The organism is Acetobacter musti (genome assembly GCF_011516835.1).
In the GTDB taxonomy this organism is placed as follows: Bacteria; Pseudomonadota; Alphaproteobacteria; order Acetobacterales; family Acetobacteraceae; genus Acetobacter; species Acetobacter musti.
In genome coordinates this window covers 126518-149767 of record NZ_WOTB01000007.1, presented here as the reverse complement: position 1 = coordinate 149767, position 23250 = coordinate 126518, and the positions used below count along the sequence as shown (strand labels likewise).

General features: G+C 59.9%; 14 protein-coding genes. 8 read left to right on the top strand and 6 right to left on the bottom strand.

The genetic code is table 11. The features are described 5' to 3' along the window. Positions 1 to 286: 286 nt before the first annotated feature. A complete protein-coding gene (locus tag GOB93_RS07550; protein ID WP_173582887.1) occupies positions 287 to 1804 on the bottom strand; it encodes a glycosyltransferase family 2 protein in 1518 nt (505 codons plus the stop codon). 293 nt (positions 1805 to 2097) lie between these two features. Between GOB93_RS07550 and GOB93_RS07545 the strand changes: the two genes are divergently transcribed. Next, on the top strand, positions 2098 to 3108 hold the full coding sequence (locus tag GOB93_RS07545) for an NAD(P)H-quinone oxidoreductase (protein ID WP_173582917.1): 1011 nt from the start codon (positions 2098 to 2100) through the stop codon (positions 3106 to 3108). Between the two features lie 189 nt (positions 3109 to 3297). Further along, the gene (locus GOB93_RS07540) at positions 3298 to 4053 is read left to right on the top strand and encodes a glycoside hydrolase family 19 protein (protein WP_173582886.1); all 756 of its coding nucleotides are present in this window, start codon (positions 3298 to 3300) and stop codon (positions 4051 to 4053) included. Between the two features lie 51 nt (positions 4054 to 4104). Here GOB93_RS07540 and GOB93_RS07535 read toward each other — a convergent pair whose 3' ends face one another. Next, positions 4105 to 4446: a peptide deformylase gene (locus tag GOB93_RS07535; protein WP_242010614.1), complete on the bottom strand. Its 342-nt coding sequence runs from the start codon at positions 4444 to 4446 to the stop codon at positions 4105 to 4107. A gap of 387 nt (positions 4447 to 4833) precedes the next feature. Here GOB93_RS07535 and GOB93_RS07530 point away from each other — a divergent pair, with 387 nt between their 5' ends. From GOB93_RS07530 to GOB93_RS21970, 3 genes are all read left to right on the top strand, one after another. Then, complete coding sequence (locus GOB93_RS07530; RefSeq protein WP_173582885.1) at positions 4834 to 6570, top strand: glycoside hydrolase family 13 protein; 1737 nt, start codon at positions 4834 to 4836, stop codon at positions 6568 to 6570. A 139-nt stretch (positions 6571 to 6709) separates the two neighbouring features. Continuing rightward, positions 6710 to 7837 carry a metallophosphoesterase family protein gene (locus GOB93_RS07525; RefSeq protein ID WP_173582884.1) on the top strand — a complete coding sequence of 376 codons (1128 nt, stop codon included), beginning with the start codon at positions 6710 to 6712 and terminating at the stop codon, positions 7835 to 7837. Beyond that, a complete protein-coding gene (locus GOB93_RS21970) occupies positions 7834 to 10485 on the top strand; it encodes an AAA family ATPase (protein WP_173582883.1) in 2652 nt (883 codons plus the stop codon). The genes GOB93_RS07525 and GOB93_RS21970 overlap by 4 nt, the downstream gene beginning before the upstream one ends. 569 nt (positions 10486 to 11054) lie before the next feature. On the opposite strand, the gene xylB is transcribed toward GOB93_RS21970, so the two are convergent. Further along, positions 11055 to 12536: a xylulokinase gene (xylB, locus tag GOB93_RS07515; protein ID WP_173582916.1), complete on the bottom strand. Its 1482-nt coding sequence runs from the start codon at positions 12534 to 12536 to the stop codon at positions 11055 to 11057. Between the two features lie 126 nt (positions 12537 to 12662). Beyond that, complete coding sequence (locus tag GOB93_RS07510) at positions 12663 to 13073, bottom strand: hypothetical protein (protein ID WP_173582882.1); 411 nt, start codon at positions 13071 to 13073, stop codon at positions 12663 to 12665. A gap of 426 nt (positions 13074 to 13499) precedes the next feature. Between GOB93_RS07510 and GOB93_RS07505 the strand changes: the two genes are divergently transcribed. Further along, positions 13500 to 14828, top strand: a complete 1329-nt coding sequence (locus tag GOB93_RS07505) for a CNNM domain-containing protein (RefSeq protein WP_173582881.1) — start codon at positions 13500 to 13502, stop codon at positions 14826 to 14828. Between the two features lie 643 nt (positions 14829 to 15471). After that, positions 15472 to 16797 carry a hypothetical protein gene (locus GOB93_RS07500; protein WP_173582880.1) on the top strand — a complete coding sequence of 442 codons (1326 nt, stop codon included), beginning with the start codon at positions 15472 to 15474 and terminating at the stop codon, positions 16795 to 16797. A 662-nt stretch (positions 16798 to 17459) separates the two neighbouring features. Here GOB93_RS07500 and GOB93_RS07495 read toward each other — a convergent pair. Continuing rightward, the gene (locus GOB93_RS07495; protein ID WP_173582879.1) at positions 17460 to 19721 is read right to left on the bottom strand and encodes a putative bifunctional diguanylate cyclase/phosphodiesterase; all 2262 of its coding nucleotides are present in this window, start codon (positions 19719 to 19721) and stop codon (positions 17460 to 17462) included. A 228-nt stretch (positions 19722 to 19949) separates the two neighbouring features. Continuing rightward, positions 19950 to 21212: a DUF763 domain-containing protein gene (locus GOB93_RS07490; RefSeq protein WP_173582878.1), complete on the bottom strand. Its 1263-nt coding sequence runs from the start codon at positions 21210 to 21212 to the stop codon at positions 19950 to 19952. 1605 nt (positions 21213 to 22817) lie between these two features. On the opposite strand from GOB93_RS07490, the gene GOB93_RS07480 reads away from it, so the two are divergent. Beyond that, positions 22818 to 23246 (top strand): hypothetical protein, encoded by a 429-nt coding sequence (locus GOB93_RS07480; protein ID WP_173582876.1) that lies wholly within the window; start codon positions 22818 to 22820, stop codon positions 23244 to 23246. Positions 23247 to 23250 lie beyond the last annotated feature (4 nt).

The window sequence follows — 23250 nt, the reverse complement described above, 5'->3', positions numbered from 1 at the left end:
TCCCGGCATTTACATATTTTGCAAACAGGCAGGGGGCAGTTCACTCCATCTGACGTTCAGACAGAAAAAACCGCCTACTCAGAAACCTTCCCTCCATCGGAAAACCTGTGAAGCAGCAAGAGTCATTCAGGACAACGGATTCAAAAGGTTTTGACTCTAACAGATCGAAATCAAAGGGACTGAGTCCGTTTATGGAGTTCGGGGTAAAGTCATGAGAAAGTCTTCCCCTGTCAGGTTACCGCCCTCCATGTAAGCTCCACATTTACACAGTGTCGGTAATCATCCGTCAGTCACGCACCCGCAGCATTGAAGGAGGAAACATTCCGGGATGCGCCAGAAGCACGTGCCGTTGCTGCTCCACCGGGAGCATGGTGAAAACCAGAGGAATAATCCCGGACTGCTCGATCTCCAGCACGTCAGACAAACGCGCAAACGTTTCTGCCGTCAGTCCTTCACGCACCACCGACGGCAAAAGACCAATGCTGTCGACGATCCAGTCTGGCCCCCTGCCGTCCACCGGTTCCAGCCGGAATGTCTCCCATCCCTGCACTTCCAGCCGGTTACACCAGACCGCACCGTCTCCGTCGATCATGGTCAGAAACCGCTTCAGCACCGGCGACCAGAACGCTGCGTCTCCTCCATTCGTCTTCCGCACCTCAAACGGGAAAAACGCCTGCGGCACTCCGATGAAATCGCTGCACAGACAAACCGTCATGTCTGACACAGCGTCCTCCCGCACCAGAACAATCCATTCCGGCATCGACTCCCATACACAGACCAGAATCCGGCGATACCGCCCCTCAGGCACCAGTTCCTCATCCGGGCATCCGAAAAGCCTGCTGCTCTCCGTGTCATAAGCCAGCACCAGCCCACCGCTTCCCCGCACGGTGAAAAAGCGTGGCCGCTCTGTATGACCGAAACCGGACATCCCGGTATCCGGTGCAGACAGGACACGTTCAAACGCGCGATGGCGAACAAACCCGCTCCAGGCGGAACGGTAGATCGCGCCGACAATCTGCTCCGTCACAGACGCCTGTGACCCGGCACCGGAAGCTCCGATGCCGGAATCAATATCGTTGCGATCCAGAACGAACCACTCCGGATCACGCCGGTCCGCTCCGGGCGTCCGCTCCAGCAGTCTGACACGATGAGTCATACTCCTGACCGCAAACCGTCTGACACAGGCCCGGCTCCACTCTGGTAACCATCCCCCGTTCCACGCCTCAGCATCCCGTCCAGCCGGCGTCAGAAAACGCTCGCCATCAGGACGCAGCCCCACATATCGGCCAGCACCCCGTTCGCGGACGTTTTTCGGACGAACAAACAAAATCCCCTGCTCATGAAAGGCGAAATCTTCTGGCGCATGCCTCGGATAGGCCTGGAGCGGCGACATCCATGGTACGCCAACATAAGAGTTGCCACCATGAATACGCACGCTGAACACAACCCCGTCCACCGCATGCTCTTCAGGAGATGGCAGCAGATCAGTCAGTTCAGCTCCTGGTTCAGGCGTCAGATAATCCTGAATGTCAAAAACACCCATCAGATCAAACTCAGATCCGTAACGGGAAACAGCCATTTCGAGAGCAAAGGGCCGCAGTTCATCCCGCGACATCACGCGATCAGTCCGGTGCGGCCGCACATCCGCAACCCCACGTGCCGCCTGCAGCAGAGTCCATGTTCCATCAGTGGACGCATTGTCGCAGACAATCAGTGCGGAAAAGCCGAGAGCCGCGTGATGCGCAATCCACCAGGCAACATCGTCGGATTCATTTTCGACAACCAGAACCGCTGCAACTTTCATTTCCACGTCAACTCCGCATCCGACAGAACCGCTGATCAATACCTCAGAACTGCCCCAAAAACCCCATCGCAAACCAGACAGAACAGACCCGGCTTGTCGCAGGCGTCACGATCTCCGCAAGAAACTGCCGGATATCCTGACCGCCGCACAAAAAATTCCTTCTGCCATCGGCGTGGTCATAGTTCTGTGATGACCATCCAGAGGAAAAACAATGTATTTTCAAACATTACACTTTTCTGCCAACAGTTATAAGGCCAGACGAAATGACCGGGACAATAACCCTCCCCGCAGACATGCAGGCCGTCGTTTTCGATGAGCCCGGCCCCCCTTCCGCGCTACACCTCACGCAGGTGCCGCTCCCCGTTCCCGCCGCCGGCGAGGTCCTCGTCAAAGTGTATGCCAGCGGCGTCAACCGCCCCGACATCATGCAGCGCAAGGGACTCTATCCGCCGCCGCCCGGCGCAAGTCCCCTGCTCGGCCTGGAAATAGCCGGTGAGGTCGTCGCCACCGGCCCCGTAACCGGGGACACCCCCCTTCCGGCAAAAGGTTCTCTTGTCTGCGCGCTGACCAATGGCGGTGGATATGCCGAATACTGCACCGTCCCCGCCGGACAATGTCTGCCCTGGCCGAAAGGTTTCGATGCCGTCAGGGCGGCCGCCCTGCCGGAAACCTTTTTTACCGTCTGGTCCAACCTGTTCATGACCGCCCGGCTCCGGCCCGGCGAACGCGTACTCATTCACGGCGGCGCCGGCGGTATCGGCACTGCCGCCATCCAGCTCGCCCGGGCCTTCGGCGCCATCCCGTACGCCACCGCCGGCAACGCAGAAAAATGCCGGCTCTGCGAGCGTCTCGGCGCCGTCGCGATCAATTACAACACGGACGATTTCGCCGAAAAAATCCGCCAACTGACTGACGGCAAAGGCGTCGATGTCATCCTCGACATCCTCGGCGGCAGATATCTCGACAGAAACCTCCGCTCCCTCGCCCGCGCCGGCCGCCTGATCGTCATCAGCCTCCAGTCCGGCGCAAAAGCGGAAAACGTCGACATGGGCCGTATTCTGATGAAAAACCTGACCATCGAGGGCACCACCCTCCGTCCCCGCAGCACCGCATACAAAACCGCCATCGCCCGCGAACTTCGCGAAAAAGTATGGCCGAAACTGGAAACAGGCGAAATCGCTCCCCTGATCCACGCCACCTTCCCGCTCAGCGAGACCAGCGAGGCCCACACCGTCATGGAAGCCGGCTCGCACTCAGGAAAAATCGTCCTGGTCCACCCCGACGCCGATCTGCCCTCCGCCTGACAGCCACAACCCGATCCGGACCAGAAACGGCATGAAGCGGACGTCATGTGCAGCACCTCTTCGCATGACGCCCGCTTTCGGCTCCTCCAGCCCCGGTCTCACCCTTCCCCGGAACAGGAAACTTCCCTCTCCACACAGCGTTTTCCGTCGAAAAGAATAGTGTCATCAAAGGCACTGCCGGAGGGTGTCATGTATCCCGTCGACGGCGATTTCATTCTCAGAACAGCCCCGCGATTTTCCGGCACCAGAGCCGCCGCACAGACCGCGATCGTCAGCGCCATCTCGCCCGTCTTCGCCGCCACACTCGATTCTTACGATATCAGCACGAAACTGCGCATCGCCCATTTCATGGGGCAGGTCACGCACGAATGCGCCGGATTCACCACCACGGAAGAATTCGCCTCAGGTGCCGCCTATGAAGGCCGTACCAATCTCGGCAACACACAGCCCGGAGACGGCAAACGCTACAAGGGACGCGGCCTCATCCAGCTGACAGGCCGCAGCAATTACCGGAATATCGGAAACGCCCTGAAACTGCCACTGGAAGATCAGCCGGAACTGGCCGCCGATCCCGTCACATCACTCAGAATCGCCTGCGAATACTGGAAAAAACGCAAAATCAATGCTCCCGCCGACAACGACAACCTGATCGATGTCAGCATCTGCGTGAATGGCAATCCGCCAAAAGGTCTGAAAAGCCGCGGCGCCTTCCTCAGCAGGGCCAGGGAAGCCCTCTCCGCGATCGACGCTCTCGCCGTCAGCATTGATCAGAAAACAACCATCCCCGTCCTCCGGCGCGGTTCATGGGACAGCGCTGTCGGCGAACTCCAGTCCATTCTCCGCACCAAAGGCTACATGCTGGCCGTCACCCTGTTTCAGAAAAGTGCCGGTCTGACCGTGGATGGTATCGTCGGCGAAAAAACATGGAAAGCCCTGCGCGCCTGACACTGGAACGAAATCTCAATCCCATACCAGAGTTTTCCGGACCACCACCGCTCATCCGGCGCGATGTCTCAGCTTTCCATACCGCGCCACCACACGGTTCCGCCGCAGCGCCGACAGTCTCTGCGTCCAGAACACCCCGTCCAGCTGATCCACTTCATGCTGATGACAGACCGCGCGGAAACCCTCCGCCTCCTCCGTCCGGACCACGCCTTCCAGATCCTGATAACGCACCCTGACCCGCGCCGGCCGTTCCACCACCTCGGAAACGCCGGGCATCGAAATAATGCCTTCCTCATGCCGGATCTTTTCTTCTGATACACACAGAATTTCCGGATTCACATAAACACACGGCGCAACGTCTTCCGGCAGAGCCAGCACCACGACCCGCCGCATCACGCCAATATGCGGACCCGTAATGCCGACGCCCGGCGCCGCCCGCCCGTATCGTATCGATCAGATCATCCGCCAGCGCCCGCAGATCCACGCCAAAAACCCCGACCGGCTCCGCCACCTGACGCAGAAGCTGATCCGGAAAATACACCAGCGGACGCACCGCCATAGTCATTCCTCCGCACAAAATCCGACTGAAAAACGTTCCGCAATCAGAAAAAAAATACCCCCGGAACGCCGGTTTACGGTTCCTGTCCGCCCACGCTTCTGGCACGCTCAGCTACCGTCATCGCTCAGGAAGATAAAGCCCGCACACCCTTTCCTCTCCGCTGTCCCGGCTCTCATCACCCGGCCGGAACACGCCCGTAACAGACCGGAACAACGTACCTGATGAAAACAAGCCGCCGCTCCTTTCTGACTCTCTCAGGCGCCGCCATCCTTCTGCCGGACCAGACACACGCAAAAACACCGGCGTCAGAACCGGCCCCCTGGTGGGAAACCGCCGTCGCCTATGAAATCTATCCCCGGTCATTTCAGGACGGAAACGGCGACGGCATCGGCGACTTCATCGGCATGGCGAACCGCGTCGATTACCTCGCCGATCTCGGGATCGACGCCGTCTGGGTCGCGGCCTGCTTCGACTCCCCCAATGCCGATAACGGCTACGACGTCCGCGATTATCGCAAAATCATGCCCGATTTCGGCACGATGGACGATTTCGACCGCTTCCTCAGCCGAGCCACACAGCGCGGCATCCGCGTCATCCTCGATATGGTCTTCAACCATACCAGCGACGAACACCCCTGGTTCGTCAGAAGCCGCGCCTCGCGCGATAACCCCTGGCGTGATTTCTATCACTGGCATGACGGTAAAAACGGCGGCCCGCCCACCAACTGGAACGCCGTCTTCGGCGGCCCCGCCTGGACCCTGGACCCCGCGACAGGCCAGTATTACCTCCACACCTTCGCCGTGAAACAGCCTGACGTAAACTGGGAAAATCCGGACCTCAGGAAAGAACTCTACGATATCCTCAGATTCTGGGCCGCAAAAGGCGTCAGCGGCTTCCGTTTCGACGCCATCACCAGCATCGCCAAACCCGCCATCCTCAGCGATCTGCCCGCGCGCCTTGCGAACGGATACCATAACTTCGCCGATCACGGCGAGCGCATGCATTTCCTGCTGCGTGACATGAACCGGGAAGTTTTCGCCGGAACCAGCCTCTATTCCGTCGGCGAAGCCTACGGCGTCGACCGGCGGCAGATCACCGCCATGACCGCCGCCAGCCGCCACGAACTCACCTCTGCTTTCCGTTTCGATCTGGTCCTGGGAAACAAACATAAAACCATGCCGGCGGCCGCCCGCCTCCGCGCCTTCAACGCCAGCAACGCCTTCGATGACACCCCGAATGTCTGGCCCCTCGTCTGGCTGGAAGATCATGACTTCCCACGCGCTGTCTCCCGCTACGGCTCCCGCCGCCCGGAATACCGCCAGCGCTCCGCGAAACTTCTCCTCACCATGCTCCTCTCCCTGCGCGGAACACCCTATATCTATCAGGGACAGGAAATCGGAATGGAGAATTATCCTTTCCGGTCCATAGACGATTACAACGACATCTCCGCCCGGAACGGCTGGCACGAACAGGTCGAAAGCGGCAAAATCACCGCCCGGGCCTATCTCGCCGACCTCGCGCAGAACAGCCGCGACAACGCCAGAACCCCCATGCAGTGGGACACCTCCCCACATGCCGGCTTCACCACCGCCAGCGCCACCCCATGGCTCGCGGTCAACCCGAATTACAAAACCATCAACGCCGCCAGTGAAAAACAGGACAAAAAGTCAGTCCTTTCCTACTGCGCCCGCATGATCCGCATCCGCAAAACACACCCCCGCGTCATCCACGGACGCTACAAGGACGTCTCCCCGGAAAGCGAAACCCTTTACGCCTATGAACGCACCGACCGGACCGGAACAGACCTCATCGTCCTGAACTTCTCCGACAGACCGGCGCAGTTTTTCCTTCCCCGCACACCGGCATCCCTGGTCATCAGCAATATCTCCGACACAGCTCTGCCCAGGGATACAACGCTGCATCTCCGCCCATGGGAAAGCCTCATCCTCACCCTGTAGCGCTACCTCATCCTGCGGCTCCGGAACCACCCCGGACGCCCGGCAACCACGACCCGCAGCATAACCCGCCGGACAACTCACCGGCACCATCCGACCCCGACATTGCCCGCCACCCCGCTTCATGACAGACTCCGGGGTCATGAAGCTCATCCACACCGCCGACTGGCAGCTCGGCAAGCCCTACGGCCGCTTCACGCCAGACCTCCGCGCCGCCCTCACCGACGCCCGTTTCGAGGCGATCGACACCATCGGCCGCGCCGCCACCGAACACGGCGCCCGCCACGTCCTCGTCGCCGGCGACATCTTCGACACCGAAGGCCCGGAAGACCGCACCATCGTCCAGGCCGTCACCCGCATGGAACGCCACCCCTGCCGCTGGTGGCTCCTGCCCGGAAACCACGACTTCGCCCGCAACGGCGGCCTGTGGGACCGCGTCCGCGCCAAAACCGGAACAGCCACCGGGACAGACAGCAAAATCACTATTCTCGCCACCGCCGAACCCCACGAACTCGAAGACGGCGTCTGGCTCCTTCCCGCACCTCTCACCCACCGCCACAATCTCGATGACCCCACCGAAGCCTTCGACACCACGGAAACCCCTGGCGCCCGCCTCCGCATCGGCCTCGCCCACGGCTCCATCCGCAATTTCAGCAGCCACGGCGAGACAAACAACCAGATTCCGCCCGACCGCGCCCGCCGCGCAAACCTCGACTACCTCGCCCTCGGCGACTGGCACGGCGTCCTCAGAATCGATGCCCGCACCTGGTATGCCGGAACGCCGGAAACCGACCGCTTCCAGAACAACGATTCCGGCCACGCCCTCCTCGTCGACGTTACCCCCGGCGCGGAACCCGACATCACCTCTTTCCGCACCGGCCGCTTCCACTGGCTGATCCGCGACTGGACCGTCAGCGACGCCGCCGCCTTCAGCGCGGACTGCGCCGCCCTGCTCGCCGAAATCAACGCCCCCGACACCCTGCTTCAGCTCACCCTCGCCGGCATCACCGATCTCAGCGACCGCGTCGCCATCCTCACCCAGATCGAAAGCGACCTCGTTCATCGCCTGCGTTTTCTTGATCTCCGCGCCGACGATCTTGTCGGCCGCCCCACCGAAAACGACCTCGCCTCCCTGGACGTCGAAGGCACCCTCGGCATCGCCGCACATAAACTGAACGCCCTCAGTCAGTCCGACAGACCCGAAGCCCGTATCGCCCGCCGCGCCCTGGAACGTCTGCTCGTCGAATACAACCGCGAGGACCAGGCATGACCCTCCGCATCTGCCGCATCACCGTCGAAAACTTTCGCAAATTCCGCGACCCCGTCACCATCGACGGCCTCACCGACGGTCTCAACATCCTCATCGAACCCAACGAGGCTGGGAAATCCACCCTTCTCGAAGCTCTGCGCGCAGCCTTCTTCATTCATTACAATGCGAATACCAAGACTACGAAGAGCTACGCGCCTCACGGTGACAAAGTCGCTCCAAAAATCAATGTTGATTTTACCATAGATAATGCCCCCTGGAGTATAACGAAACGTTTTCTGAAAAACCCGTCTATCGAGGTCACAAATCCACACAGTCGGGCTCAGGGAACTGGGGCCGAAGAGCGCCTGCATGAATTACTGGGATCAACAAAGGATGCCGGAAAAAAATCAGGAGATACAAATTCTTACGGCATACTGGGGCTGTTATGGATAGGCCAGACAGAAGCGTTATCTGTTTCTGCTCCTGACCTAGTCATACGTGAAACTGTCAGTTCCATCCTAGAAGCCGAAGTCGGCGCCGTCCTCGGCGGCCCGGCCTGGAAACGGGTCCACGACCGCATCGAAGACCAGTACGGCCAGTTCTGGACCGCCACCGGCAAGGAAAAGGGCAGACTCACCGAAGCCCGTAAAGCCGCCGAAGACGCTCAGACCACAGCCGCAGAAGCAAAAGCCCGCCTCCAGGCCCTGGAAGACAGCTTCTTCGACCTCGAACAGGCCCGCACCCGCCTGAAACTGGCCCGCCGCGACATCGCCGACGAAACCGACATCCAGGCCCGCAAAACCCTCGAAAAAGACCTCGAAACCGCCCGCGCCGCCGCCCAGATCCTCGCCACCCGCCGCGCCGAGAAAGAAGCCGCCACCGGCACCGAAAAAGCCCTTACCGACCTCAGGACCCGCCACCAGACCGCCTTCACCGCCCGTGAAGCCGCCGAAGCCGTGCTGACAAAAGCCCGCGACAGACGCCGCACCGTCGCCGCGGACGTCATCGCCGCCCGCGAAAAATCCGTCCGTACAGCGGAAACGCTCGAACAGGCCCGCCTCGCGCAGCGCCAGGCCCGCGCCGCCCTCACCGAAGGCAAGAACCGGCACGACGCCCTGCGCCGTCATAAAGCCATCGCCGCCGCGAAAACCCGCTTCACCGACCTCGCAAAACTGGAACAGCAGCTTCAGCAGGCAACCGCCCTCAGCAGAACCCTGATCCCGCCCGATGCCCTCGCCACACTCATAAAACACGATAAAAAAGTCACAGAGGCCGAGATTCGCGTCACCGTCGGCGCCACCCTCCTCACCCTGTCCGGCGACACCAGCGCCGTCACCTTCGACGGCCAGCCCGCCACACCCGGCGAGTACAGCCTCACCCGCGATATCACCATTCGTGTCGGCGACACCGAACTCCGTCTGCGCCCCCCCGCCAGCGCCGCCAGTGCAGAACAGGATCTTTCCGAAGCCCGCCGCAAACGCGACCAGGCGCTGGAAGATTTCGGCGTCAGCACCCTCACCGAAGCCCGCCTCCGCAACGACAGAGCCCACGAAGCCGCCGCCGAATGCCGCACTCTCGCAGCCCGTATCGACGCCGCCACCCCCGCCGATGACATCCTCAACCTGAAATCCGGCCCGCAGGCCCTGAAAGCCTTCATCGCCGGTCTCCCGGCCGAAAATACCGTGCCTCCCACGGAAACCCCGGACCTTCCCGCCCTCAGCAAGGCCGTCGAACAGGCGGACTCCGCCTTCAGCCAGGCCGACGGCGCTCATCAGAGCGCCATGGAGGCCCTGCGCCGTCTGGAAACCGAAGACGCCCCGCTCGCCGCTGCCGAGGCCGGCGCCCAAAGCGACCTGTCAAACGCCACAGCACAGATCAGCGAACTCGAAAAACACCCGGACTTCCCCACCCTGACCGAAGCCCTCGCCCAGGCCGGGAAACGCGCCGCTGAAGCCGCCACAGCCCTCGAAGAGGCCACCCGCAACGCCACCGTCCACGATCAGGACACCATCCTGCGCAAAATCGCCACCATCGACGCCCGTGCCCGCACTGCCCAGGAAACCTGCCGCCGGCTGGAAACCGAAATCGCGAAACTCGAAGGCACCATCGAAAGCGAAGGCGGCAAAGGCCTCGCCGAGCGGGAAGCCGCCGCCCGCGAAGCCGCCGAAGCCAGCGAAGCCACCCTCCATCGCGTCACCGAGGACGCCGAAACCATCAGACTTCTGCGCAACACCCTTGAAGAGTCCCGCAGAGAAACCTCCGCCCGCTTCACCGGTCCCGTCGCAGAACGCATGAAACGCACCATCAACCGCCTCATGCCCGGCTCGGATCTCAGCTTCAGCGAAGACCTCGCCCTGGAGACCATCGTCCGCGGCGACATGACCGAAGACTGCGCCACCCTCTCACGCGGCACCCAGGAACAGCTCGCCATCCTCACCCGCATCGCCTTCGCCGATATGCTCCGCGAACAGGGCCTCCCCGTCTCCCTCATCCTCGACGATCCCCTCGTCTATTCCGATGACGGCCGCCTCGAACTCCTCACCGACATCATCAGCGACGCCGCGAAACGCATGCAGGTCATCCTCCTCACCTGTCGCGACCGCGCCTTCCGCCACGTCACCGGAAATCACGTCAGCCTCAGCATCGCGCATTCCGAAACAACGCACTGACCTTCGCGAGGCTTCTGCCCGAGCACGTCTTCATCATTGTCCCCGACTTGCCGCCGAATGCTTTTACGACGCCATCTTTCATGCCCCGGGCATCCCAAAAGCCGGCTCCGATCATGCCGATCATCGGATCGGGTACGGCGACCGCTGCGATGCCACTCACCCGGACCGCAGCTATCTCTCCATTCGCACCGGTCCTCTTCCGGAAGAAGATCGGCGCTGTCACTGGTGTTTTTCAAAGCACCTGACCGGCAGGCTGTCGACACCTTCTGGCAGGCCGGTTTACTGAACAGCGGCACCGGCAACCGACCTTAGACCCGAATACCATCCCGACTATTACGCAGCGTTTCTCATCGCCCCCCACCGGCAATCACATCAAAGCTGTCTGTGACAGGTCTGACAAACAGCCTGAACAGCTCTCGCAAAACAGGAAAATACGGATTTATTACCTGAGAATATCGGGCCTCCGGGAAAGAGCATCTTCGCAGAGATTCTTCCTTGGAAATCGCGACAAAAATTACTGAGCTTCGCAACGCCATTTTACAGAAAGCCAAAACCACCCGGCCTCCAACTCAGGGCTCCGCCCCCGTATCCACCTCCGCCACCAGTCCGCGCACCGCCGGATACAGCGCCCGGTACCGGGGCAGCACCGCCGCATACGCATCCCGCAGCGCCGGGTCCGGCAGAACCGTCTCCGCCCGCTCCGGCGCCCCGCACACATCGGCCGGTGCCTCTCCCGTCACCGCCATCCGTGCCAGACGCGCCGCCCCGAACGCCCCGCCCCGTTCTCCATGCTTCAGCCGGTGCAGCGGCAGATCCAGCACCGACGCCAGAATCCGCACCCAGCGCGCGCTCCGCGACCCGCCGCCAATCACATCCGCCTCCGTCAGAACGGACCCGGACTCCCGCAGCCCGTCGAGCGCATCCCGGAACGAAAACGCCACGCCCTCAAGCACCGCCTGCGTCAGCGCTGCCCGTGAGGTATCCTGCGACAGTCCCAGAAACCCGCCCCGGATTTCCGGATCGTTATGCGGCGTCCGCTCCCCCGACAGATACGGCAGAAAAATCGCCTCCGACGGACGCTCCATCCGCTCCGGCAGTTCCTCCAGCAGCGCCGCCTCCTCCATGCCGGTCACCCGCGCCCACCAGGCCAGAGACGCCGCTGCCGACAGCGTCACCCCCATCTGATGCCATGTAGCCGGAATCGCATGACAGAACGCATGAATCGCCGAGCGCGTCCCCAGCCGCAGCCGGTCCGTCGTCACCCACAGCACTCCGGATGTGCCCAGCGACAGAAACGCGGACCCCGGCGCAATCGCCCCGATCCCCACAGCCCCCGCTGCATTGTCACCCGCGCTCCCCGCCAGAACCGGCGGCACTTCCCAGCCCCATTCCGTCGCCAGCGCCCGCGTCACCCGTCCCGCCGGGTCCGTTCCCTCACATAAAGACGGCATCGCCGCCTCCGTCAGATCGCTCGCCGCCAGCGCCTCATCCGACCAGCGCCGCCCACCCACATTCAGCCACAGCGTGCCCGAGGCATCGGACATGTCCTCGATCATCTCGGCCGTCAGCCGGAACCGGACCCACGCCTTCGGCAGCAGCACATGCCTGACCGCCGCGAACACCTCCGGCTCATGCCGCGCCACCCAGAGCAGCTTCGGCGCCGTGAACCCCGGCATCGCAATATTCGCACACACCTCCCGGCTGCGCGGAAACCGCCGCTCGATCTCCGCACATTCCGCGCCCGACCGCAGATCGTTCCACAGAATGCACGGCCGCAGCATACGCCCGCCCTCACCCAGCAGCACCGCACCATGCTGCTGTCCCGACAGCCCGATCCCCCGCACCGCCGCAAACGCCGCCGGCTGCGCCTCCCGCAACGCCGCGAAACACCGCAGCACCGCCTGCCACCAGTCTTCCGGGTTCTGCTCGCTCCACCCCGGATGCGGCCGGCTGACCTCCAGTTTTTCGGTCCGCGTCGCCAGAACTTCCTGCGCTCCGTCCACCAGCACAGCCTTCACACCGGAAGTCCCGAGATCGATCCCAATATACATCATGCAAGCCCTGTCAGACGTTTTGCCGGATACTAGCCGCCTTTGCATCCGACGGGCAGCGTGACGGCAGAAGGTGACAGGACTGTGACACGATACACAGCCGACCGCGCGCCGGAGCGTTTCCCCTCAGCCGCTCCGTCCTTCATCAAGCGCCATCGCCGCCCGGCGCGCCCCCAGCGCCCAGTGCACCGCCGTCCAGGCCCGCACCACATGCCGCGCCTCATCCCGCGTCATCTCCTCCGGGATACCGGGTAACGCGGCGATCAGAGACCACGCATCCTGCAACAGCGGCCGGAACGCCTCCTCAAGCGCATTGCCACGCGCCATCACCTCCTCCGGAAGCGGCCCCGCCAGTGTCAGAAAAAGTTCATACCCCGCCAGGGAAATCTCCTCCTCAGACCCGGGATTCAGGTCCCCGGACAACCCGACCGCCCGCAACATATCCTCGCGGGACGGACATCCTTTCATCAGAATCCGCACCACCGGATGAAGCGATTCCTCATCATCCCGGACCCCGTACCCGCGAAAAGGCAGCATCCCGCCCCGTCCTTTCTGTTTCCCGGCCTCTCAGCCGGACCATCCCCGCTTCCTTCTTAAAACATCCCGCTGCAGGCATGTCAGCTTTTTCATATCGGATACAAAACGATACACTGACACGCCCCGGACCAGAGAAGACCAGCAGCCCGGCTTCTGATCTGGCCCGCAACATGACCAGACCATGACTGCCACTTTTATGTCCTGCATCACTCCGCGGAGCCGCCGGAGACCAGACAGATCAGCGGCAGCCATCCGTAGTTACGAAGATCTCACCGGCTGACCTGTCCGGCAATACACAGCGCCTGTCTCCGGCCACCAGTCAGACCGGCTCACAGAACTGGCCCAGCCCCCCGCAGACAGGTTATACTCTCTTAACGGCTGCGTTCCTCCGGAGCACCGCCGCCCCACAACACACCGGTCGGTCCCGTGCTTCTCCTGTTCCTGGGCGTCGTCGCCCTTGTCCTCCTCATCGCCATCAGCATTCTGATTTCCCTCTCCGAAATCTCCTTCGCCGCCGCGCGGGACGTCCGCCTCCGCGCCCGCGCCGAAGCGGGAGACGAACGCGCCACCGCCTTCCTCGCCCTGCGCCGCAACAGCGGCCAGGTCATGACCGTCCTGCAGATCCTGCTCAACGCCGTCGGCGTTCTCGGCGGCATGATCAGCTCGGAGATGCTCGCCCCGCCCATCGCCGACATCCTCACCGGCTGGGGTATGGAACCAACCAGCGCCCAGAGCATTGCCTCCGCCGCCGGCTTCGTTTTCACCACCGGCATTTTCGTCCTGTTCGCAGACCTGCTTCCCAAACGCATCGCCATGAATGCCCCGGACCGGGTCGCGCTGGCTGTCGGCTGGTTCCCCGCCGCCGCACTCCGCGTGCTCTATCCCTTCGTCTGGGTGTTCTCGAAAATCTCCGACGCTCTGCTCCGCGCCCTGAAAATCCCGGCCGCCTCCGCCGTCGAGCCGGTCACCCCGGAAGACCTGCGCGCCATCCTCGCCGCCGGTACCGCCTCCGGCGTGCTGCTGGAGCAGGAACATCAGATGATCCAGAACGTCCTCGGCCTGCAGGACCGTTCCGTCACCTCCGCCATGACCCCGCGTGACGAAATCGTCTATCTCGACATCCAGGAATCACCGGAAACCCAGCGCGACAAGGTTCGCGTCCGCCCCTATTCACGCTACCCGCTGTGCAATGGCGGCCTCGATCACGTTATCGGCTCCATCCGCGCCGAAGATGTCCTCGTCGTCGCCGTCGACAACCCGAAAAACCCCGGCGCCCCGGAACAGCCTCTCACCACCCCCATCTCAAAACTGCGCCGCGACGTCCTCTCCGTCCCCGAAACCCTGAATCTCTGGGACACCCTCGCCCAGTTCGACACCCACGGCGCCGGCTTCGCCCTCGTCGTCAGCGAATACGGCATGATCGTCGGACTCATCACCTTCAAGGACATCATGGGCGCGCTGATGGACGGTCTCGCCAACCCATTCGAGGAACAGGCCATCGTCCGCCGCGACGAAAACTCCTGGCTGATCGACGGCGCCGCCCCCATCGGCGACGTGATCCGCGAACTCGGCGTCGCCGACCTTCCCGACAGCGCAACCTTCGACACCATCGGCGGCTTCGTCATGCACCGCCTCCGCCGCATGGCCCGCAAAGCCGACCGCACGGATGCCGCCGGCTTCCGGTTCGAGGTCGTCGATGTCGAGGGCTTCCGGATCAACCAGCTCCTCGTCACGCGTCTCGAACGCAAAGAATGAAAACCCGCCATCCATTATCCAGACCACTTCCGGATATTGTTTCAATATGAACTGACAGCCGCATTTTCACGATTACGCCGGGCATCACCGGACACAATCGCTCCCGGGTTCTGCCTGGTCGAACATGACGCAGATAAGTCGAACATGACGCAGATAACAGGATGCCCTGCGCTACAGGCGCGATTGCATCGCCCCTGTCTTCCGGCATCCCTATATGGCAGTTGATCATGATGAACTACCTGGTGAACTGCTCTTCCCGGTGGAAAATCCCGACCATCCCCGCCAGTGGTAAGCGACAACACTGATACCGCTCTCCTTCGGAAATTACCTTCCTCACAGGCTCTCCGAACCGGACGCATGATGAAAAACCTGTCATCCGATCCGCTCCTGAAACAATTCAGAAACCTCACTGCGCCTCCTCACACGACACACCGTTGCAACAACGCCATAACTTTTTCAAAAATCCACCCGAACAGCCATAAACCACCTTAAATTCCATATTTGATAATATTAATTCAAAATGAGCTCTATCTCGCCGGGTAACATTTTGTTAACAAATGTTCGGCCGCAGCGAACCAGGGCATCCCGTGCGCTTCGCTGAGCGGTCCGGATGTCATTGACCTGACAGGAGAATCTGGTCGCCATGGTTCAGAACGCCACCGATTATTTCACTGCGACAACATCGCAGGACTTCCTCGACGCCACCAACTGGAGCAGCGGAACGCTTCCCACCGACTACCATGAAATCAACATCAGCGGCACGTCCACCGCCCCGGTCACTGCCGTTCTCGGCAGCACTTACAGCACCGAAGTACCCAGTCTCACCATCGGCGATTACGGCACGCTCGACATCACAGCCTGCGACGGCTCTGACGCCACCGCGACACCAGTCTTCACCGCCGACGCCATGCAGATTTTCGCGAATGGCAACCTCACTGTCGATACCGCGTCTCCCGTCAGCCTTGGCATTAACGAAATCAGCGGCACGCTGACGATCAATAACAGCTCGAACGTCACCCTCACCACAAGCCGTCTTTCCGGAGACGGTAACCTCGTCCTCAACAATGCGACACTTGGCACCGAAAGTGCCGGCATCAGCGTCGACCTTGCGATGAATGTCAGTCTGTCCGGCGGCAGCACGCTCTATACATCTGGCTGGGCAGGCGGCACGGTTACCTTCGACCCGAGTACACTGAATATGATCGTGCTCGGAAGCGAGGGTCAGAACGTCACCACGGCATTCAAAAACGTCTCCGCAAACAGCGAATTCGCCCTCAACGGTACCGACGGCGTCACGCCGGTCTCCGCCCAGTACAGCGAAAACAGCGATGGCACCTACAGTCTGATCATCACGACGAGCAGCAACCAGACCATCACGCTGAGCGATATCACCGCTGCAGCCGGTTATACGCCCGGCTCCGTAAGTATCACAAAAGACCTCGCCGGCGATTACGTCATCGCCGACAGCTCCCTGCCCGCTTCCGCCACAACCGGCTGGCCTCCGGGACATGACCACACCAGCAGTTGCGATAATGGCAGTGGCGGCAACAGCGGAGATGACAACGGCTCCGGCAGTCACTGCACACCTCACCACCATCACCATGACAACAGCGGCAGCACTTCCACGCACGATCATTGTCATGATGACCACGGTTCCGCATCAGGTCACGGCTGTGACAGCAACACTTCGTGGCATAAACAAAGCGGCAGCAGCGGATGCGCCCCGGCTCATCAGACGTCATCCGGGTCAGGCCATGGGTGCGACACCCAGTTCTGGAAAGAATACGCTCAGGACCATTTCGCAAACTGCGTGAAAAACTGGTCGCATTCTTCCACAACCGGCACTGGAGGAAGCTGCACACATCCTGACCCCTGGAGCAGCAGCCACGGCTCCTGCCAGACCGTAACGGCAGCCGGATCTCACGAAGCCACCCAGTGGACCAACCTGCTTCCGACCCACTGTTCGTAACCTCCTGCTCACATCCACCACCAGGCGTCCTCCAAACGGATACCTGGTGGTATCTGCGCTGATCATTACCGAGACAGTCACCCCGGATAAATTTAAGATGACTTTTGTCAGTGCCGGTCGTCTGTCGGAGCAGCTGATTACCGCCAGATAAGTCCCGGTAAGTAACGATCCACCCTCTCCGCCGGCCTGGCTCGTCGCCTAAAAGTTCCTATGTGGCGCGGGCAGCCAGTTGCCCTTGTGTCCGACGCTACTTCCCGGATGGCAAATACCGGGTGATACAACCTCAGCCATACAATAGCACCTGATCACTATTTTCCCCTGCACAAATCCAGCTATCACACAGGTCTTTTTCGAATCCCCCGGCTCCACTCGTGTTCCCGGCAATCCGGACGATTACCGCATCATGCCCGGCAAAGATGATACTTTTATCCATCTCGGACAGACGGAACCTGGCTGGTTCACTCCCGGGGAAAAAATCCCTTCGGCCTTATCTCACGCGCCCTGATGTCGACGCACTAACGACCGAATTCACCGGCCAGATTGTCGGCGAGGGCGTTCTGCAACACACCGCATGGGAAATGTACGAATTCGCTCTTAATGGTCCCGATGACAACCCTCATCCGGATCGGCGGCCGTCCTGCCTGTGCTGAGTAGCGCAACTTTCACGGCGCCAGTTCAGACCCCTCCGCTGACACGGACGCCACGAACGCTGTCAGATCGTCTCGCGGCATTCCATGCATTGTCGCATGAATCATCACAGCAATCTTATCCGCTGGCTGAGGGCGGCCGAAATAAAATCCCTGCCCCTCATCGCAACGTTGTCGCGCAAGCCACTGCGCCTGCTCTGGCCGCTCAATCCCTTCCGCCGTCACCCGAATTCCCAGATTGCGACACAGCGTAATCATTGACCGGACAATAGCCTGATCAGATTCGGATTCCTCAATCCGGTCGATAAAAGATTTGTCGATCTTGATCCGGTCGATCACCAGCCTGCTCAGATAAGTCAGAGAAGCGTAGCCCGTACCGAAATCATCCACTGCCACAGCCGCGCCGAGCTTACGGAGATCGGCCAGTTGCCGGTTCGCGGAATCTGTATTCCTGATAAGCACCGATTCCGTCAGTTCAAGTTCCAGATCACTCGGATTGATTCCGGAACGTTCTATCACATCCAGAACCATGCCACGAATATCCGAACGACGGAACAGAACGCCGGACATGTTTACTGCCATTCGCACCGAAATGCCCATAGCTCTCCAGACAGAAAGCTGACGACAGGCCTCTTTAAGAACCCATTCCGTAATCGGCACAATCAGCCCGGTTTCCTCTGCAACCGGAAGAAAAATCCCCGGCGCCAGAAGATTTCCGTCAGCCCGGCGCCAGCGCAGCAAGGCCTCCACCCCGACAATCCGTCCGGAACGAAGATCAAGCTGCGGCTGATAATGCAGTTCCAGTTCCCGATTCGGCACAGCCCTGTGCAGATCGAGTTCGATCCGCATTGCTGCCTCCTCCCTCGCCTCCATCTCGGGCCGGAACAGTTCGTACGTATTTCCACCGGCCGCTTTCGCCTTGTACATCGCCATGTCAGCACGTCGGAGAAGTGTATCAAACATCACCGGTCCGCCATGATGTACCGCTACACCAATACTCACAGTCGTGATGACAACGCTGTCATCCGCCGACACCCCAATCTGGTCGCCTTCTTCTTCACCAAATGCGAAAGGGGTTACAAATGCATCCAGGATTACAGCAGCCCTCACACAGGCTTCCTGTTCGCAATCCGCCTCATTCAGCCGCAGCACAATGCCGAATTCATCGCCGCCAAACCGTCCGGAAACCACGGCGTCCGGCAGAATCTTCGCCAGACGGCAAACCACACTCTTCAGAACCCGGTCGCCCTTACTGTGACCAAGCGTGTCGTTGATTGCCTTGAACCGGTCCAGATCGAGCAGAAACAGTGCGAAAGCTGTTTTTTCGTTCTTTGCGCCGGAAACCAGAGCCTGAATCGTCTTTTCGACTTTCAGCCGGTTCGGTGCTCCCGTCAGCTGATCCTGATAGGCAAGGACATGAAGTTTTCTCTGCGCAACTTTAAGATCTGTAATATCGAGAGATGTTTTCAGCCAGAGCGGCGTCTCGCTTTCCCCCATCTTCAGCGGTGTGTCGGAAGTCAGATGAACCCGCTCCCGTCCCCTGCTGTCATGCACGATCTCCTCGAAACGCTCACCACAACAATCCCGCTTCTCGCCGCAACATCCGATCCGTTCCTGCTCAGGTTTACAGACCATGGATTCACAACGGACCGGCCCCCTCCTGCCCGGTGCAAGTGTCCCGATGAGCGCCTCCGGCGTGCTGTACATCGATTCAGCCATACACCTGTTGACGAAGACATACCGCCCCGCCCCGTCGGTCGCGCTGATCATCGCCGGGACCGTGTCAATCACCTGCAGCAGATGCTGCCGGCTCCGTTGCAACTGGGCCGCACGGGCGCGGTGACTTTCCGCCAGCTCCCGCTCCAGCGTCATCGCCCGCCGGCTCATCTGTCGCCGGCTCGCTGCCAGATGCAAAAGATTCCTCATCCGGGTGACAAACTCACCATGATCAACCGGACTGACAAGAAAATCCGTCGCCCCCGCCCGCAGGGCCGCCAGACGCCAATCGCGGTCCTCATGAGCGGCGACGACAACCACTGGCATGTCATGCCCCCAGGATTGCTCCCGCAATGCCGAGATAAATGCGGCACCTCCCATTCCGGACATTTGGAAATCAGTGACGACCAGATCCGGATGATGCCCGGCGATGAAATGCGCCATCGCTTCCTCAGGCGAGGCAAACAGCTCCGTCTTCAGCTCTGGCGTGGCTTGCCGGGCCAGATGACCAAAAATGGCTTGATTTGAAACGCTTTCATTCACAATAGCGATCAGTTTCATCTAATCCTCAGGAAACAGGATCGCAGCAGCAGGAAGAGCAAAAAAACTACACCCGGCCGGAAATCAGTTACACAACCCGACAACGTCAGCGCGCAGCCTGAAGCGTCCAGTGTAACATCAGGAATGTAACGGAAAACTTAATCGTAAGCCGGAGTCTTCCGATACCGAGCAGAAACCTGCGCCGGCCTCTTCTGCGAAGACGGTATAGTCAGCGACATACACAGCATCTCACTGCTCCCGCGCCACCCTGCCCGAGCCGTCTTCCGGTTCCGGCTCCCATCCGAAAACGCTCCGCCCGCCATAATCATGCGACGCCGCCCGCTCCCGCGCAACATACGCCTCCAGAGACGGCCCCGACACATGCGCCTCAAGCCGCCGCGCCTGCGCGTCCAGCCGCCGCACCGCCTCCAGACGCTCCTCATTTCCCAGCTTCGCCGCCGCCACCGCCTCCTTCAGCATCGCAATCGTCCGGTCATACACCTCCGTCGGCACAGGAAACGGATGCCGGTCCTTCCCTCCATGCGCCATCGAAAACCGGGCCGGATCAGCAAACCGGCACGGCGTGCCATGCACAACCTCCGCCACCTGCGCCAGCGCCTGAACCGTCCGTGCCCCCACGCCGGGAACCAGCAGCAGATCCTGAAAATCCCGCGGCCCGCACTCCGCCGCCGCCGCCAGCGCCCCGTGCAGCCGCCGGATCATCACGTCCCCCGACCGCACATCATGATGCTCCGGCATCACCAGATGCGGCAACATCCCCTGCGCCGGTGCCTCCGCCTCGTCCCGCCGCAGCAGCGCCACCTCCCGCACCACCGCGTCCGGTCCCGCCTCCAGCAGCAGCTCCCGCTGCGCCCCCCGCGACCCCGCCGCCCGCCGGTCCGCCAGATTCACAATATTTCCCGCAGGCCGCCCGTCAATCGCGCTGTGCGGGTCCTCCACAAAACTCCGCAGCCCCTCCGAAAACCAGTGATACCGTCGCGCATACCCCGTCGCATCGTTCATGCCCTGCTGAATCACCACCCAGCGCCCGTCATCCGCCACCACAAAACTGTGCAGATACAGATCGAACCCGTCCTGAACTGCCGCACTGTCCACCTTCGCCACCAGCCGGCTCGCCCGCCCCAGCGCCGCCCCGTCCAGCCCGGTCACATTCCCTACCGCCACCAGTTCATCCGGTGTCCGCCGCGAATGACGCCCCCGCCCTCCGCACACATGCAGCCCCAGCTCCGCCGAAAGCGGCTCCAGCCCCCGCTTCAGCGCGCCCATCACACTCGTCGTAATCCCCGACGAATGCCAGTCCATCCCCATCACCGCGCCAAACGACTGAAACCAGAACGGATGCGCCAGCCGCCGCAGAAACTCGTCGCGCCCGTAATGATGCACGATCGCCTGCGTAATCACCGCCCCCAGACGACTCATCCGCTCGCCCAGCCACGCCGGCACCCGCCCGCCATGCAACGGCAGATCCGCACTTCCCGCCCGGCGCGTCATATCCCCTCCCGCAAAACCCCGTCATGCGAACACAGCATGAACACAGTCTCCCATATCAAAGATTGCTACCGAAGATCGAGAATCCATACTCTGGTGAGGCTTTACTCACGCACACTCCGGAGCCGGCGGGCAGCAACGAAACCCTATGCCTACTTTATCAGATCAGATCGACATTCGATATTTCCGAATAGCGAGATGCATGACTGGTATCGCTCCATCTCGAAAAGCATAGCCTGTCATGGCGATCAGACGAAATGAATGAGTGAGAATCAGAGAGCAGGAACCACGCCCCTTTTCCCGGGCAGACTTTTAACAATCCCATCTCGTCGCGCAGATAGCAGATAAACGGCCGTTCGTGATTTCTTACTCCTGACTTCCCTGTTTCAGGCGCCACTGCGATTTGTCGGTGCGCGAAACTGACGAGCAACACACCGACGTTTCAATCCGTGGAGCTATCCGGCGCAAGTGCGCATACCTTTGCAAGACGGATTACCAGTCCGGACAATTAATAACTGATTAGCATCCGCTCCTGTCAAAAGCGAATGAACAGGAAAGATTAAAAATCATGTGACAGCACGTTCCGGAAGTGGTCTGAACCCGAAAAGTCACAATGCTGTCCCCTGAACTGGTTACCGCGAGCTATCCTCACAACTGGCTCCGCTCCGGAAACCAGGCAGCGCCAGGGAGCCACACGGCATAAACCGATCATATCATACTTACTGGCCAGGCGCGCAGACGCAACGCATTACGCGAGCAGATCGCTGACATAAAACTGAAGTAGCGATCACATCGGTTTAACGCAGACAGGCACCTTCCGAAGGCCATTTTTTTTGCGAACAGCGCAATCATATCAGACAAAATTTTTCAATCAGTAAAAATGCTTCCGAGGCTCGCTACCCGATACGATCCGCAATTCATTTAATTAACCAGTTTTTAGCCGCTCCTTTCACTCAGATATGAACATGATGAACATCAGGTCCTCTCAGAAAGCTCACCGGCAGTAAACGCACTCAAACCAGAATAGCCGAATAAAAAACTAATTGCCATATGGCTATTATAGGTTTATATGTGCCATCTCGGTCAACGCGGATAAAACATCCCCATCCGGAGCTTATCGTGTCTTTACACAGCGCCGATTTTATAAGTTGGAATTCGTTATGGAGACAGCTAAGAAAATGCTGTGTATTTAATTCATATACGCGCACATTCATTTAATTTATTCTATTTATACTTTAATATATGTATTTTTTTATGCAGATAAATATATCGTATAAACAGGAGTAAGAAAATGGCGAAAAAATTTGAAGATGCTGAAAGAGCACGATGTATACGTGCTCTGCCATCCTGCCATGAAAGACGCATGTCAATCAGAGCCATAGCGCGGGAACTCGGGGTAAGCCGAAGCTATATACACAGACTTTCTGTTCAGATGGGTATATCAAGCGGCGCAATGAATAATGCCACTCAACGGCGCAAAAAAGCAGGCTGGGAACCATTGGAAACAGGGAGCGACATAACGTGTGAGGCAATCGGTATCAGACCATTTTTTCGAAGGCCTGTTGATTATTCACTTTCCTCCTTTGTCGTCAGAAGGCGCCTTTCTGTATGAAAAAAATTTCCAGAGGCGATATAATAGAATTCAGAAATCGCTACGCGATCGTTTTAGAGACAACCACATCAGATCAGATTATATTTGTTCCTGTGGACGTAAATGTACAATACGGACATAGAGCGCTCTTTTATATTCCTGAAGCAGAATTTCTGAAAGATGAATTAGTTCATAATCACGTTTATGCTATATGCGTAATAGGAAAAACAATTCTAAACGACAAAATGAATACATGTGGATATTTGCGCCCATGTGATATTGATGAGATAGAAGCTATATCAATAATGGAATACAATACCAGGAATAAAGAAAATCTCAGTGGTGGCAGCGCGGAAAGTCCGCTTGCTCTTTCAGTAGGCATGGTCGCCGGTTCAGCATCAGTTTGGAATGGGAAGCGTACACCGCCTCGTCGCGCCAGCCTTTAAATGA

Excerpts from the sequence above, each read along its gene's own strand:
- GOB93_RS07510 (WP_173582882.1), bottom strand. The coding sequence starts at position 13,073 with ATGCTGCCTTTTCGCGGGTACGGGGTCCGGGATGATGAGGAATCGCTT.
- GOB93_RS07535 (WP_242010614.1), bottom strand. The coding sequence starts at position 4,446 with ATGCGGCGGGTCGTGGTGCTGGCTCTGCCGGAAGACGTTGCGCCGTGT.
- GOB93_RS07500 (WP_173582880.1), top strand. The coding sequence starts at position 15,472 with ATGGTTCAGAACGCCACCGATTATTTCACTGCGACAACATCGCAGGAC.
- GOB93_RS07480 (WP_173582876.1), top strand. The coding sequence starts at position 22,818 with ATGAAAAAAATTTCCAGAGGCGATATAATAGAATTCAGAAATCGCTAC.
- GOB93_RS07545 (WP_173582917.1), top strand. The coding sequence starts at position 2,098 with ATGCAGGCCGTCGTTTTCGATGAGCCCGGCCCCCCTTCCGCGCTACAC.
- GOB93_RS07495 (WP_173582879.1), bottom strand. The coding sequence starts at position 19,721 with ATGAAACTGATCGCTATTGTGAATGAAAGCGTTTCAAATCAAGCCATT.
- xylB (WP_173582916.1), bottom strand. The coding sequence starts at position 12,536 with ATGTATATTGGGATCGATCTCGGGACTTCCGGTGTGAAGGCTGTGCTG.
- GOB93_RS07490 (WP_173582878.1), bottom strand. The coding sequence starts at position 21,212 with ATGACGCGCCGGGCGGGAAGTGCGGATCTGCCGTTGCATGGCGGGCGG.
- GOB93_RS07530 (WP_173582885.1), top strand. The coding sequence starts at position 4,834 with ATGAAAACAAGCCGCCGCTCCTTTCTGACTCTCTCAGGCGCCGCCATC.
- GOB93_RS07540 (WP_173582886.1), top strand. The coding sequence starts at position 3,298 with ATGTATCCCGTCGACGGCGATTTCATTCTCAGAACAGCCCCGCGATTT.
- GOB93_RS07550 (WP_173582887.1), bottom strand. The coding sequence starts at position 1,804 with ATGAAAGTTGCAGCGGTTCTGGTTGTCGAAAATGAATCCGACGATGTT.
- GOB93_RS07525 (WP_173582884.1), top strand. The coding sequence starts at position 6,710 with ATGAAGCTCATCCACACCGCCGACTGGCAGCTCGGCAAGCCCTACGGC.
- GOB93_RS21970 (WP_173582883.1), top strand. The coding sequence starts at position 7,834 with ATGACCCTCCGCATCTGCCGCATCACCGTCGAAAACTTTCGCAAATTC.